The sequence below is a fragment of the Sphingobium sp. Leaf26 genome, from assembly GCF_001421665.1.
GTDB lineage: Bacteria > Pseudomonadota > Alphaproteobacteria > Sphingomonadales > Sphingomonadaceae > Sphingobium.
The window spans coordinates 206,914-221,128 of record NZ_LMKV01000028.1 but is presented as its reverse complement, the minus strand read 5'-3'; the positions used below and the strand labels follow the sequence as shown (position 1 = coordinate 221,128).

The window sequence follows — 14,215 nt, the reverse complement described above, 5'->3', positions numbered from 1 at the left end:
TCACGGAAATTATCGATTAAATTTGACCTAAAGCCGAATCATCTTTTATATCGCAGTTCTTGATTGATAATCGCCAGGCAAAGCCTGGGGCATAGAGGGAGGATAAGATGTTGCGTGCAAAGCTTCGGAACCATCACGTCACGCGAATTGCGTTATTGGCCTCTACGGTGATTGCCCAGCCGGCACTCGCGCAAGCCAGCCAGAAGCAGACAACCCAGGCGCAGACCGACGCCGCGAGCGGGCGTGCACAAGCGCCAGTGACCAACAGCGAAATCATCGTGACCGCCCAATTCCGCAGTCAGAAGCTGCAGGATACGCCGCTTGCCATTACGGCGCTCGATGCGCAGTTGCTGCAGGCGCGCAATTTGAACAAGCTCAGCGACATCGGCGAGCAGGCGCCGAACGTCGTGATTAAGCCCGCGGGCTCGGCTTATGGTCCGGCCACTCAGATCTTCATCCGCGGCATCGGGCAGGCCGACACGAACTTCGCCCTCGAACCTGGCGTAGGCGTCTATATCGATGACGTTTATTACTCGACGGTGTTCGGTTCGGTGTTCGACTTGGTCGATGTCGATCGCATCGAGATCCTGCGCGGACCGCAAGGTACCCTGGCGGGAAAGAATTCTATTGGCGGATCGCTGAAGCTGTTCTCGCGCAAGCCCGACAACGAGATGAGCGGCTCGATCGAAGCCAATCTGGGCAGCTTCGACCGCAAGGGCATTCGTGGCAGCCTCAACCTGCCGATCATCGAGGACAAGCTGGCCGTTAGGCTCGCCGGCGTTGCACGCTACAGCGATGGCTATGTCACGAGCTACGACTATGGCTGCCTCAATCCCGGATCGGGCGTGCCCTCGGTTCGCACGTCCAAGAGCTGCAAGATCGGCAGCGAGGGTGGCCAGGAATATTACGGCTTGCGTGGTTCGCTGCGCTGGACGCCGTCGAGTGATGTATCGGTCACGTTGACAGGCGACGTCAGCAACGACAAGTCGGAGCCAGCGGCTTCGGTTGTGACCCACATCGAGAGTCGCGGTCGCTCCTTCTTGAGCGGTACCCCCTTCGATTCGCGGTTTGTCACTGCAGGCACCTACCGCAATTACGCGACATACGACAATTCCGGCGGCAACTATGTCACGCGCACGGGCCAAGTGCTAACGCTCCCGGCCGGTGGTATTTCGCTTCAGCGCAACAACGATCTGGTCGACTGGGGTCTGTCGGGCGTGGTCGACTGGACGATCACCGATGGCTTGTCCCTGAAGTCGATTACAGCCTATCGTGAATATCACGGCATCTTTAACAATGATGCCGATGAAACACCTTTTGGTATGCAGTTGGTCAGCAATGACTTCCGGCATCGGCAGTTCAGCCAGGAATTGCGTCTGTCCGGTGCCAGTTTCGACCGGCATCTCGAATGGACCGTGGGTGGGTTTTACTTCAAATCGCGGGACATCACGGGCGGGCGTGTGTTTTTCCCCAGCAACTTCGACACGCTCCTGTACGACCCTGCCCATTCCCGCAGCCAGTCGGTGTTTGCCCATGGAACCCTCCATGTGACCGATCGTCTCAACGTCACGGCGGGCATCCGCTATTCCAATGAACGCAAGACCTATACATTCAATCGGGAAGACCCGGCAACCGGTGCGCCACCGCCCGCACTCGCAGCGATTGATGGTGTCACCGGCGAGGCCAAGAACAAGCGCGTGGATTACAAGATCAACGCGGATTATCATCTGAACGACGACGTCATGGTCTATGCGCAATGGTCGACCGGGTTCCGTAGCGGTGGCATTAATCCTCGCCCCTTCTACAGCAACCAGGTCGTATCGTTCGACCCTGAAGCCCTCGATGCCTACGAACTCGGGGTCAAGTCCGAGTTGTTCGACCGGGCATTGACCTTGAACGCATCGGTATTCCTGAACAAATATCGAAATATTCTGATTCAGAACCGCAATCCCTACGTCAATCCGAACATTCCGATCGATGAGAATCCTTTCTCGCCAACCTATAATCCGTCGGCAGGCACGGCACCGGCCTATGTGATCGCGAATGGCGGCACAGCGGATCTCAAGGGCTTCGAAATCGAAACGCGGATTAAGCCGCTGGCCGGCCTCGATATCGATGCCTCGCTCAGCTATCTCGATTTCAAATATACCTCCATCAGCGCAGCCGCGGCCAGCGGCGGCATTACGCTCGACTCCCGGCGCGAATTCATGCCGAAGTGGAAGTGGAACATTGGCGTCCAATATGAATTCGACCTTGGCGACCACGGTTCCCTGACCCCGCGGTTCGACGTGCTGTTCCAGGACGATATCTATACTGGGTCGGTCTCGAGCGAATTCAATTCCATTTCCGACTATACACTGGCCAATGCCCAGCTCACCTGGAAGTCACCTGAGCGGGACATCGATGTCAGTCTCGCCGTCAGCAACCTCTTCAACAAATATTATTATCTCAACAAGTTCGAGACGGTGGCAGCGAGCGGCACCGCGCTGGGCCAACCCGGCCGACCGCGCGAATGGCAACTCGTCGTGCGCCATCGCTTCTAAATCATACTCGAGGAGCACCACCGCATGCTTGCCAGTGAAACAGGCGGAGTCGATTCCGTATCCCATCCGCCTGAAGGAGAATGGCCCCCGGCTGGCCGCGCGTGGTGGGCTCTTTTTGTCTTCGGCGTGACCTTGACGATCAGTTATGTCGATCGGGGTGTCGTCAACCTGCTTGTCGAGCCTATCAAAGCCGACCTGCATCTGAGTGACACCCAAATCAGCCTCGTAATGGGTTTCGCATTCATCACCTTCTACCTCATCCTCGGCTTGCCCTTGGCACGGGTGATAGATGGGGGACCGCGGCGCGCCATCCTGGGAACTTGCGTCACCATCTGGAGCGTTGCGACTGGCCTTTGCGGCCTTGCGCAGTCGTTCTTCCAACTGGCTCTGTTTCGCGTCGGCGTCGGCGCGGGCGAAGCCGGGGTCGCACCGGCAATCTCCTCGATGGTGTCGGACTTGTTTCCGCCGCACAAGCTGCCGCGCGCCATGTCGATGTTGGCGTTCGCCTTCATCGGGGGCAATGCCCTTGCGCTCCTGTTGGGGGGCTTCGTCCTTGGAAGCCTCTCGACCAGCGGCCCCCTGACCATTCTGGGCATGGGGCCGCTCAAGCCCTGGCAACTGACCTTCCTTGCGGTCGGCTTGCCAGGGCTGTTTGCTGCGCTGCTTTACCTGACGGTCCCTGATCCAGTACGTCGTGGCGGCCACGCCACGGCCGGGAAGGATACGCCAACGCTTGTCGAAGTCTTGCGATACATCCGCAAGAATGCCAGCGTTTTCGGGCCTATGTTCATCGGCCTCGCGCTGCACAGCGTCGCGTTTTTCGGTACCCTAGCATGGAGCCCCGCATTCTTCAGCCGTACCCATGGCTGGTCTCCGGCCCATTATGGGTCCGTAGCCGGCATTGTCGGACTGGTGGCAAGCCCGATCGGCCTGATGATCGGCTTCCGCATCACCGAGAGCTTCATTCGCAAGGGCTATGACGACGCCAGCCTTCGGCTCGTGGTATGGGCGACGTGGCTCGCCTTGCCATTCCACATCGCCATGCCGCTAATGCCCAATCCTTATCTGGCCGTCGGTATGATCGCCATCTCTGGTGCCATCGGAGTATCGGCAATCGGCTCCCAGAATGCCGCGATGATGATGGTGACGCCCAATCGCATGCGGGGCCAGATGACTGCACTCTTCCTGGCCATGTACAATGTCATCGGCTTCGGGGCGGGCCCGACTGTGGTCGCCGTGCTCACCGATTTCGTGTTCGGCCGCGAGGCACTTTTGCGGTGGGCTTTGCTCTGCACAGCCCTGGTACTTCCAGCCGGATCCGCGATCCTGCTGACGCTGGGCCTCAAGCCGTACGGCGAGGAGGTCGCCCGCATACGGACGACGGCGTGACGGACCCATGGCGCGCGCTCGACATCAAACGAACATCCCCGGTCAGGTTGCTGGTCTAGCTGGGATGGCGTGCCGGCACATCTTCCCGCGAGGATGTGCCGGCATGCTCGCGCCGATGAGGCTACCAGTCCTAATGCGGCTCCCTTCGCATGGGCATTGGGGCCAATCAGCATGTCGGAACTGTTGGGAGCACAGATGATGCAACCACTATGCGGCCAAGGTCGCGCCGCCCTTCTTCTAACACCGAAAGGACCGTGAATGCTGGAACTGTACCACGCCGAACCGATCGCCAACTCCGTGAAGGTGCTGATATGCCTCTTCGAAAAAGGGCTGGAGTTCGAGAGCCACTACGTCAACCTGCTGAACTTCGAGCAACATCGACCAGAGTATCTTGCAATACATCCTGACGGTATCGTCCCCGCCTTGCGCGATGACGGCGTGGTGGTCACGGAATCCTCGGTCATCAATGAATATCTTGATGACCGCTATCCCTCCCCTTCCCTCAAGCCTGACAGTGCCCTGGGGCGCGCGCGCATGCGGACGTGGACCAAATGGGTCGATGACTATTTCGGGCCTTATTCCAGCAGGATCGGATGGCAAATGCTGCTTCGCCCGCTCGCCCAGAAGCTTGGCCCTGACCAGATGGCGAACCGCATCGCCCAGGTTCCGATGGGAGACCGTCAGAAGAAGTGGGCGACGATTGCTGGCGACGGCTTCAGCGAAGCGGAGCTTGCAGAGGCGGGCCGATGGGTCGCGGAAGGCGTGACCCGCCTAGAGCGTATCCTGGAGAGGAATGCATGGACCGCGGGTGATGATTACAGCCTGTCGGATATAGCAACCTACTGCGTGGCGCCTGGCTTGCCTCGCATGACACCCCATCTCGTCAGCCTGGAGCAGACCCCCAACATCATGCGCTGGCTAGAGGCCATGAATGCTCGGCCCGCAGTCCAAAAGGCCCTTGGCATGCCCAACAAGATCGGCGAAACCCTGCGGGCGGCCGGCCTTTGATACACATTATGATCCGGGGCCTGCTCGCTGCGGTCCCGGGTCATACACGCCAGTCAGCATCCCTGGCCGATCATTTTTGGGCCAGAAGTGGAAGATGCGGCCCTTACGACACGAGGTGATAGCCCTGCGCTGTTTTCGCATAGCGGGACGCGGGGGGAACAGGCAATGGGTTGTGGCTTTACTGCCCCGCCTCCCGGAGAGCATGGCGGTGATTGCCGTCGAGGATCGGCCGCTGGTACAGTCGATACCGGCTCCCCATGCGCCTGAACTCGCTCGGCCATTTTTCCGGTACGGCCCCTCGATCGCCGTCCCTGCGTACCGGCGATCTGCTCGTGCACGTTCTTTGTCACGCCTTTGCCAAACTGCCGTTTGCCCGATTCTCACGCACCGCGGTTATGGCTACGAAGGGGCGGTGGACCCGCTCTCAGGCCGCGCCGGCGAGGGACATGGGAGCGATATCAGCGGTCGACACTATTCTCGACGAAAGGCAACGAAGCGTCCTGTCATCGTCGCGGCAGGCAGATCGTCTGCGAACAGCGTCACCCCGACCTCAATCCTTGCCCGTTTTCTTCGCGCGAGCATTTTCATGAAAATCGGCCAGTCCGAGGTACGAACCAAACTAGACTTTGCGGTAAAAATTCCGGTTATAGGCCTGAGATAGTCCATCTGGCTGGACTGGATGACTACCTCGCAGGCGACACCCTCGCTTTCGAGCCGTGTATGGACAATCGCCCAGGCAGCAAGGATGCCTAGCACGGAGATACTACCTCCAAATGCGGTGCTTTTGTGGTTGAGGTTCGGCGCGAGCGGAGCAGAGAGGGTCAACGAGTGTGCGTCGGCATGAACCACCTTCGCCGCGACTGCTGCTGCCAGTGGAATCTGCCTGTGTAGATATTCCTCAAGCGCCTGTCTGTTCATCGGCGTTCCATGCTCGGTTTGCATAAGCGCTGCGGTCTTCTACCTTTATACAGTCCAATTGCTAAGCATCGTGCGGATCGACGCCTCTTCGGCAAGCACTTGTGCCTTGCGTACGTCGCCCCACCATCAATGTCATAATGCCTGATCGCGCATGGCTTGCCGCATCGCGAGATCCTGTTGCCATCGCGCTTCGTTGCGCGGCTCGTCCGGCAAAGAGGCGATCAACGCGTCCCGGCGCGCGCGCACGACAGGAGCAAGTCCGCCGTCGGTAAAGATGAAAGGCTTATTGGCGACGATGGCTTCTACGACCAACGCGCCGACGTCATCGGGATCCATGCCATGCGACAGCATGCGCTTGAGCTGCGCCGCTTCCTCTTCCGACTGCGTATATTTGCCATCGGCAAAGGCAGCGGGTCTCATGCCGTGGTGCTGGTGGATATTTGTGTTCACGGCAGCAGGACAAAGGACGGAAACACCAATGTTATCACCTGCCAAATCTTCCCGCAGACATTCCATCATGGCTGTGACACCGAATTTTGCAGCGGAGTAAATTCCCCCGCTGTCGGCGACGACCAGTCCACCCATCGACGAAGTGGCTAGCACGTGCCCGCCTCCATTCAAGGCTCGCAGACGGGGCACGAACGTACGAACGCCGTTTAGCACGCCTCCAAGATTGACCCCCATGATCCAGTCCCAATCCGCATAGCTAGCATCCTTGATATGCCCGAGCACACCGATGCCCGCATTGAGGATGATGATGGAGGCTGCTCCTAGATCCCGTTCTACGGCATCTGCGACGTCCGAGTGCGCGGCCCTGTCAGTGACGTCGAGACGGTATGGGGTCAGGTTGACGCCCTCCCCCTGGCCGGTTGCCACCGCTGCTTCTAGATGATCATCGCGGATATCGGCGATCGCGACCCGTGCACCGGCATGCGCCAAGGCCTTGGCGATGCCGAGGCCCATGCCACTAGCTCCCCCCGTCACAAAAGCGGTCCTGTTCTTGATATCTGTCATAATAGTAATATCCTTGTAATCATCTTGACCGCACCAAAACAAAACATGTTCCAATATCGATTTATCAGAACAAATATTATTGAATTAGCCGAATTTCTTATTTCTATTTAATTCTGGAACAAGTGTTAAACGTAATGATATTTATGATTTCCAATTATCAAAACTGGATATTTCTAATCGAGACATGCATTGCTATCCCCATCGGATGGGCTCTGCACCGGGCATCCACTCGCTGTTATCAGCCCCGCTCATGGCGGTGATCACGGCATCACGGGTAGCAATGCGATCAATCCATTCGTGCATCAACGACGCTTGGGCGACCGATGCGTGCGATGGGAGGAGGCGCGGCAGCTCTTTGGCAAAGGGCCAGACGCAAATATCGGCGATCGAATAGGTCGACCCTGCAAGCCATCTCGTGCGGCCAAGCTGGTCCTCTATGGCCTGCACCTTATCCACGGCCTTTTGCTTGGCGGCTTGCAAGCGAGCTTTGTCGAATCCCTTCAGGGCTTCTACCCAGAACCGTCGACGCTCGTGCCCCGTGCCTGGAGCCAAATCCCTGGCTAGAATGTCGATTTTGCCGGCATCACGATGCAAACGGCCCCATTCGGACCATGCAAGGATCGTCGTTGCAGAAGCGAGATCCTGGTTCATCATCTGCAACCAGATTCTGGCCTGCCAACGCCCCTTTGGGTAGCGCGGCATGAACGGCTTTAGCGGATATCGTTCGTCGATAAATTCCAGAAGCGCGCCGGCATCCGATACTTTCACCCCATCGTCGTCGACGAATAGCGGCAACTCCCACATATCCTGGGATGTCAGAAAATGATCGTCCTGGGCAGGGTCGGCCAGCGGATCGACCCTTTTATATTCGCAGGCGATATCTTTTTCCGCAAGGAGGATGTGCGCGGCCGCAGAGGTCCCGACTAAAGACTGATGATAGAGAACAGGCATCGTCAAAGCGTCCTCAGCGAGTCTCGTGAATAGGCAAGGGCCTGCACCACAGCAGGACGCTCCCGCATCCGAGTGATCCATGAAAGGAGATGTGGGGTCCGTTCGATATTTGCTTCGAGTGGACAGAAGATCGGAAGCGGCGCAGCCATATTGAACAGGTTGATGTCTGCCAGGGTATATTGGGTGCCGACCAGCCACTCGGTCCTGGCCAGTTGCTGTTCCAGACGCACGATGGACGCCTCGAGGCGCCGCCGGGACTCTTCAAGTTCCTCCGGATGGAAGTCGTTGTGAATGGTTTTGGACCAGGCGCTGCGGCGCTCGGCGGTCGGTACGCCCTCCAGCGCCTTCTTAAGTTCGGCTTGCGGCCGTTGCTTCATCATCGGCGCGATGAACTGGCTCCAGGCAATCATGGAAAGAGAAGGGCCGAGGAATTCGTCACCGAAACGGCTCCAGCGACGCATTCGCTCGCGCCCAGCGGCATCCCCTGGCCTCAACGAGGGACCAATGAATACCTCGTCGATATATTCACCCATGATCGTGGATTCAGTGATCGTCGTCCCGTCATGCACCAGCGCGGGAACCTGGCCCTTGGGATTGATCGCCAGATAGGGCGGCTGATGTTGCTCCCAGTTGAGGAGGTCGACCCAGCGACTTTCGAACGCCACGCCTTTCTCGAACAATGCGATCAGCGGCTTTCCGCCGTTCGCATTGGGCTCGAAATGATAGAGTTCAACTGTCATGCGCCTGCCGCTTGGCGAGCCGACAGGACGCGGCCATAGACGCTGAAGCCGGGCGGCGGGGCGGCCCCGCCGACGCCGCCAGCTCCTCTCGGAGGTCCATCGGGTGCGCTCGACGGCGCCCCCCCTGGAGGCGGCCCCTCGAAACCCGGCGGTGGGCCGGCCATCGGGCTGTCAGCCATGGCCGACAAGATGGGCTCGAAACGCTCTGCAATCGCAGGGGCGAATTCATTATGGGTGAGGATGTACAGGTCTTTCGACTGCACGCCCCGGAGCACCCTGTCACCGACTTCCATGGGATCCATGAAAAGCGTTGGGTCTACCGGCAGTTTTAGCGGGGGAGCGGCAGGTCGGGCGCTTTGTGGAAGATTGCCGGGACGAAGAGCCGTTGTCTCGTGGATGTTGGTGCGCACCATGCCGGGGCAAATTACAGATACGCCAATGCCCTCGCCGGCAACCTCGGTATAGAGCGCTTCGGACATCGCCACCACAGCGGCCTTTTGTACGGAATAGAGCCCGCCATGGGCGACCGGCGTCAAACCTGCCATCGACGCATTAGCGACAAAGTGTCCGCGTCCCTGTCGGCGCAGGAGCGGCAGGAATTCCTGGATCGCGTTTACTACCCCGCCGAAATTTACACCGTTGCTCCAGTCCCAGTCTTCATAGCTGGCATCTCGGACCCTGCCCATAATGCCAACGCCGGCGTTCGCTATCACGACGTGAACCTCACCGAACCTTTCGATCGTCCGTGCAGCGGCATTCGCCATGGCGGTGCGATCAGCGACATCGAGGCATATCGCGTCCGCCACGATGCCTGCGGCGGTCAGTCCCGCCAACGCCTCGTTCAGGCGATGGGGCGTGATATCCGCAAGCATGATGTTCATGCCCGCCTTACCGAAGGCATGCGCCATCCCCAGGCCCATGCCACTCGCGCCCCCGGTTATGAACGCGGTACGTCCCTTAAAGTCCTGCATGTGCTCCAATCCCTAGTAAAAAAGTTGTTCCGGGCATTAGCCAAGGCCGCCGGGCATCTTCATGCCCCATTGGACACCGAGCAGGTCTTCGATCGATCCGGCGCCCGCCTCGTGGACGGCCGGCAGTTGGTCGCCATCGGTCCAATGTTCGATCTCGTGGCCCCAAGGATCCTTCCAATAGTCGAAGACCTGGCTGCCCAGGAGGTGACGCCCCACGCCCCAGAAATGATCGCGACCTGTCGCCTTGAGATGCTCATGGCCCGCCATCAGGTCGTCGAGGTCGGCCACCTCGAACGCCGAATGGATGAAGCCGGGCCCACCGGGCCGCTCCACAAGAAAGAGAGTATGATGGTCGCACGTATCCTCGCCCCGATCACAGCGCATGAACGCGCCCATCGCAGGGGCTTGCGGCGTCGGCCTGATTTCGTCGGACGTCAGAAAGCCGAACCGGTCCTTGTACCATGCCTCCGACGTCGCGAAGCTGGTGACGGCGACCACGACATGCCCGAGACGCAGAACATGAGAAGGCCGCCTGCCCACTCTTCTTGGAAAGGCGGTACGCGGATAGGTACTGCCCTGGTTCCAGGGGACGTGTTCGGGCACTGGCAACGGATCGACGGCTCGTTGCCCACATAGCACCTCGACTTGGTACCCGTCAGGATCTGTAAGGCGCAGGATGCGTCCCCCGCCTGGTTCTATAGACTGCTCCGGGCTCAATCCCTCCGACCGGGCGAGCTGCTCGAACTCACCCTCGTCATCAATCCATATCCCGAATCCGATAAAGCCCGCCTCGCCTCGCTCCGAGACGTGAAGAAATGGTGCAGTGCCATGACCGCGCATGAACAGCGCGTTCTCATCCTGGCCTGCAACGACCATCCCGAAATCCTCCAGGAAAGACCGCATCACCTCCAAGTCCGGAACCCGAAATCTGACAAAAGCAACATCCCGAGCCCGCGCTAAAGCCATCATGGTCTCCTAATATCGTTTTTCCCATGGCATTTGTCATTATTATCGATATTATGTCAACCATGTTCAGACTAGCTACGATTTCCGACCAGTCTCCTGACGGCCGGCTCGCCCTCGTGTCCAGATGCGGCAACCGAGCCGCCTTCTCCGAGCAGTTCCTAACGTTACAATCCGCGCTCGATCGCTGGGAAAAAGCCCTTATCGAATTTGCTCATATAGCCGAGGCGATGGAACGGGATAACGGGGCGATCGAAGTCCGCCAGCTCGAGGACGCCATGCTTTTGGCGCCCTTGCCGAGGGCATGGCAGTGGCTTGACGGATCAGCCTACACGACGCACGCAGCCTTGATGGACCGAGCCTATGGCATCGCTACTGTCGACCTCGGTCGCCCCTTAATGTACCAGGGCATGTCCCATCATTTCTGCAGCCCGACCGAGGACATCGTCTTCGTCGACGAAGAGCATGGCATCGATTTTGAAGGAGAGGTCGGCGTCATCGTGGATTACGTACCCATGGGTACGTCGGCGGCCGACGCACTTGGCCACATCCGGCTGATTGTCCAGATCAATGACTGGTCGCTGAGGAAACTAGGTGCCGAGGAGATGAAGACGGGTTTTGGCTGGGTGCAGGCCAAGCCCGCATGCAGCGTGGCGCCGTTCGCGATATCGCCAGAGTATCTGGGTGAGGCGTGGGCAAACGGCCGGGTGCAGGCCACGCTCGAAGTCGACCGGGATGGTGCCGAGTTCGGGCGGGCAGCGTGCGCCCCGATGGCCTACGGATTTCATGAACTCATCGCGCATGCAGCGCGAACCAGAGATCTTTGTGCAGGAACGATCATCGGATCGGGCACAGTGTCCAACAGCGACTATGCGAATGTTGGTTCTTCGTGCATCGCCGAGCGCCGGGCTATCGAAATGATCGAGCATGGCAGGCCGTCAACGGAGTTTCTCCATGATGGTGAAATAGTTGCCATGACCCTCGTCTGTCCTGATGGCAGCCGCCCTTGTGGTTCGCTCAGGCAACGCGTCAGCGTCTGGCCTCGGACCGTCGGGTCATAAGGTTTCGGCGAGGCATATTCGGGACCTTGGTCGGTCCCGGGGGTGCTGCGTGAACCCCGACGCCTAGCGGGATCATGAAAGTTTCGCCGGCCATCCGGACGATTTCGCTGAAGCATGCGACTGGTGGCGCAAGCGCACCGACCCGTCACGCCGCATGCCGTCTGACTTCGACCGGAAGACTGGCAAATCCGCGCAAGATATTGTTGCTTTGGATCGTGGGGTCGCCAACGTTTATCTCTGCGATCTCCTCTACCAGTGCTTCGAGCAGGCATTGCATCTCGAGGCGGGCAAGATGCTGACCTGCGCAGGCGTGCCGACCCTTGCCAAAACCCAGATGATCCTTTGCATCTGCTCGTGTAACGTCAAAGACGTCGGGATCGTCGAACTTGTCCTCGTCGCGATTGGCTGAGGCGTAGAGCAACAAAACCCTCGAGCTGGCGGGCACAATCGTGCCATCGATGACGATGGCATCGCTGGTCACGCGTGCAAAGCCGCGCAACGCCGGTTCGAACCGAATTACTTCCTCGATGGCATTCGCGATCAGAGAGCGGTCATTCTTGAGCAACCGCCATTGTTCCGGCTGGCAACCGAGTTGGTGGAGCAGGTGCGCAGTGGCAAAGATGGTGGTGTCGAGGCTTGGTGCGAGATAGTCCAGCAGCAGTGCTGGGACCTGCTCGCGGGCGATCATACCCGCTTCTGCTGCTTCATAGATCCGGGCGGCCCAACTCCCAGGGGTGACATCGGTCGGCCCTGCCGAATGCAGGATATAATCCAGCATCTGCTGCAATTTGGGCATGGCGCGGGAGAACCGGCCATTTTCAGGCCCAAGCGAGTCAAAGGCCGCCGCTGCCCAGTCCAGCATGTTTTCGCGCCCTGCTTCGGGGAGACCCACAAGCGTCGAAACGATCGAGACAGGCAAATAGCGTGCGAAGTCGGCGACGCCATCAAAATTGCCCCGGCTTGCGAGGCGCCGGACCAAGTCTTGCGCGGCCGTGGCTACCTGGGATTTGAGCTCGGCCACCGCTTTCGGCAACAAGGGCGCTCCCATGATTCCGCGCAGTGTCGAATGAATGGGTGGGTCGCTCGCTATCATGGTCCCGCGCCCGATTGCGTTAGCAATCCCGTTCAACGCTATCCCCTCGCCAGATGTAAATGTCCGGTGGTCAAGCAACGCGGCCTTTACGTCCTTGTAGCGGCTCACCACCAGGACATCCTGGGCAGGCAGGTAGACGACCGGGCCCAGAGCTCGCAACGCACGGTAATGCCCGTAGGGCGCGGCGATCGATGCTTCACCGTAGATATCCTCGGAAAATGTGGGATATTTTTCCGCCAACTCAGATTTTTCCGGCACGATTTCTATACCTTTATCTTGAACGGCCGCAGTCAATCGAGTGGCAGTTTCAGCCTAGCCCGACGCCCCGCGCGACGTTGTCATTCAGCACAGCGAGACCGATCCCTGATCTGACAGGCGAAGCCCAGAGCCTTTGGCCTTGCTAACTTCCGGATGGTGCGCAGCGATCTGTATCGAGTAATCTGGATATCTATCGCGCAACACGGCGCGCAACGTCCCCATTACCCATATGTTCAGACTATGCCTGGACGTCCGCCTTTGCATATTTCGCCGCCGTGTCTCATCAGCCACAACCGCCGACAACTGTAGGCTTCCTCCAGGCACAGCGGTGTTCAGGCCGGCTCGACGACCCGTTGGCTGTTCATAGCGATGCCGATGCCCGGCCCCGTGAAGTGCACCATCTCGGCATCCGTCACTTCTAGAATGTCGAGGCCAGCCATGCCGTTGACGATATGGAAGGACAAGGGAAGCTGCTCGAACGTGGCACGATGCCAGTTCAGCCGGCCGGTCCCTACCCAGCGGCGGAATTCAAAGTCGTCGAAATTGATGTTCGCGACCGAGCCCCCGCTTCCCGCAGGCGCGGCCGAGGTCGTTACATATGCGATATCCGAGCCATCGCGCCCACCCGGGCTCGTGCGCGGCATATATTTGTAGTACATCTGCGCGCCGCCGCCCGATCCCGGCAGTTGCTTGATTGGATTTTCTTCTTCGACGAGGTTCGTCAACTCGACATCGAAGAACCGATGCTCGAACCATGAAGCGTCGCATGCAGCGCGCCCTGCAGCTTCGTCCCAGTGGAAATCGCTGAAGCGAGCAAACATTTTCGGGAAACCGAGTTCTTCGCGTCCCGTCATGATCGCATCGGGAGACCCTTCCCAGATGATAGGACAGAGCGCACCATCGAGCTTTTCTGTCTTGCCTTCGTAGGTAACAGGAAAATCCACCGACAATATCCCGTATCCACGCCCGGCGAGCCAATAGAGGTCCTTGAACCATGCACAGCTTATGGACACGATTGGCTCGCCACGCAGCGAAAAGCCAGGAGGCAACAAGGCTTCTAGCTTCGCTGCTTCAGTCCGATAACCCACCTTCATCCACTGCGCGGTCATGCGTCCAGCCTCTGCCGGTGTCCACATCCGGCCGTCGGGATGTTGCCGAGGCCCTGGCGCAGGGCCGAACATGATTGGCATCCGATATCGAGAGGCGGGATCGGGGATAAAAGTCATCTAGTCATTCCTTCACTCTAGAATTGAACAGCCCAATGCGCATGTGATCCCAACCTTCTGTTCGGACGCGTGCGCCGGAT

At 59.0% G+C, this 14,215-nt stretch carries 12 protein-coding genes; 4 read left to right on the top strand and 8 right to left on the bottom strand.

The window, feature by feature from the left end; all coding sequences use genetic code 11:
* Positions 1–107: 107 nt before the first annotated feature.
* The 3 genes from ASE85_RS16805 to ASE85_RS16795 all read left to right on the top strand — a co-directional run bounded on the left by ASE85_RS16805 (position 108) and on the right by ASE85_RS16795 (position 4,940).
* On the top strand, positions 108–2,543 hold the full coding sequence (locus ASE85_RS16805; protein ID WP_082462879.1) for a TonB-dependent receptor: 2,436 nt from the start codon (positions 108–110) through the stop codon (positions 2,541–2,543).
* Positions 2,544–2,567: 24 nt separating this feature from the next.
* A complete protein-coding gene (locus ASE85_RS16800; protein WP_082462878.1) occupies positions 2,568–3,932 on the top strand; it encodes an MFS transporter in 1,365 nt (454 codons plus the stop codon).
* A 258-nt stretch (positions 3,933–4,190) separates the two neighbouring features.
* Positions 4,191–4,940 carry a glutathione S-transferase family protein gene (locus ASE85_RS16795; protein WP_056690933.1) on the top strand — a complete coding sequence of 250 codons (750 nt, stop codon included), beginning with the start codon at positions 4,191–4,193 and terminating at the stop codon, positions 4,938–4,940.
* 471 nt (positions 4,941–5,411) lie between these two features.
* Here the strand turns inward: ASE85_RS16795 and ASE85_RS16790 are convergent, their stop codons facing one another.
* From ASE85_RS16790 to ASE85_RS16765, 6 genes are all read right to left on the bottom strand, one after another.
* Positions 5,412–5,882, bottom strand: coding sequence for a YiiD C-terminal domain-containing protein (locus ASE85_RS16790; protein ID WP_200928388.1), 471 nt, complete (start codon positions 5,880–5,882; stop codon positions 5,412–5,414).
* Positions 5,883–5,990: 108 nt separating this feature from the next.
* The gene (locus ASE85_RS16785; RefSeq protein WP_082462907.1) at positions 5,991–6,872 is read right to left on the bottom strand and encodes an SDR family NAD(P)-dependent oxidoreductase; all 882 of its coding nucleotides are present in this window, start codon (positions 6,870–6,872) and stop codon (positions 5,991–5,993) included.
* Between the two features lie 192 nt (positions 6,873–7,064).
* Positions 7,065–7,823, bottom strand: a complete 759-nt coding sequence (locus ASE85_RS16780) for a glutathione S-transferase family protein (protein WP_056690927.1) — start codon at positions 7,821–7,823, stop codon at positions 7,065–7,067.
* Positions 7,824–7,825: 2 nt separating this feature from the next.
* Positions 7,826–8,563, bottom strand: coding sequence for a glutathione S-transferase family protein (locus ASE85_RS16775; protein ID WP_056690923.1), 738 nt, complete (start codon positions 8,561–8,563; stop codon positions 7,826–7,828).
* Complete coding sequence (locus ASE85_RS16770; protein WP_056690920.1) at positions 8,560–9,534, bottom strand: SDR family NAD(P)-dependent oxidoreductase; 975 nt, start codon at positions 9,532–9,534, stop codon at positions 8,560–8,562. Before ASE85_RS16770 ends, ASE85_RS16775 begins: the two co-directional genes overlap by 4 nt.
* Positions 9,535–9,570: 36 nt before the next feature.
* Positions 9,571–10,503 carry a VOC family protein gene (locus ASE85_RS16765; protein ID WP_235523586.1) on the bottom strand — a complete coding sequence of 311 codons (933 nt, stop codon included), beginning with the start codon at positions 10,501–10,503 and terminating at the stop codon, positions 9,571–9,573.
* A 23-nt stretch (positions 10,504–10,526) separates the two neighbouring features.
* Between ASE85_RS16765 and ASE85_RS16760 the strand changes: the two genes are divergently transcribed.
* A complete protein-coding gene (locus ASE85_RS16760; RefSeq protein ID WP_235523585.1) occupies positions 10,527–11,558 on the top strand; it encodes a fumarylacetoacetate hydrolase family protein in 1,032 nt (343 codons plus the stop codon).
* Positions 11,559–11,703: 145 nt separating this feature from the next.
* Here ASE85_RS16760 and ASE85_RS16755 read toward each other — a convergent pair whose 3' ends face one another.
* A complete protein-coding gene (locus tag ASE85_RS16755) occupies positions 11,704–12,945 on the bottom strand; it encodes a cytochrome P450 (RefSeq protein ID WP_200928387.1) in 1,242 nt (413 codons plus the stop codon).
* 296 nt (positions 12,946–13,241) lie between these two features.
* Entirely contained in the window at positions 13,242–14,090 is an 849-nt protein-coding gene (locus ASE85_RS16750) for an acetoacetate decarboxylase family protein (protein WP_235523601.1), read from the bottom strand.
* Between the last annotated feature and the right edge of the window lie 125 nt (positions 14,091–14,215).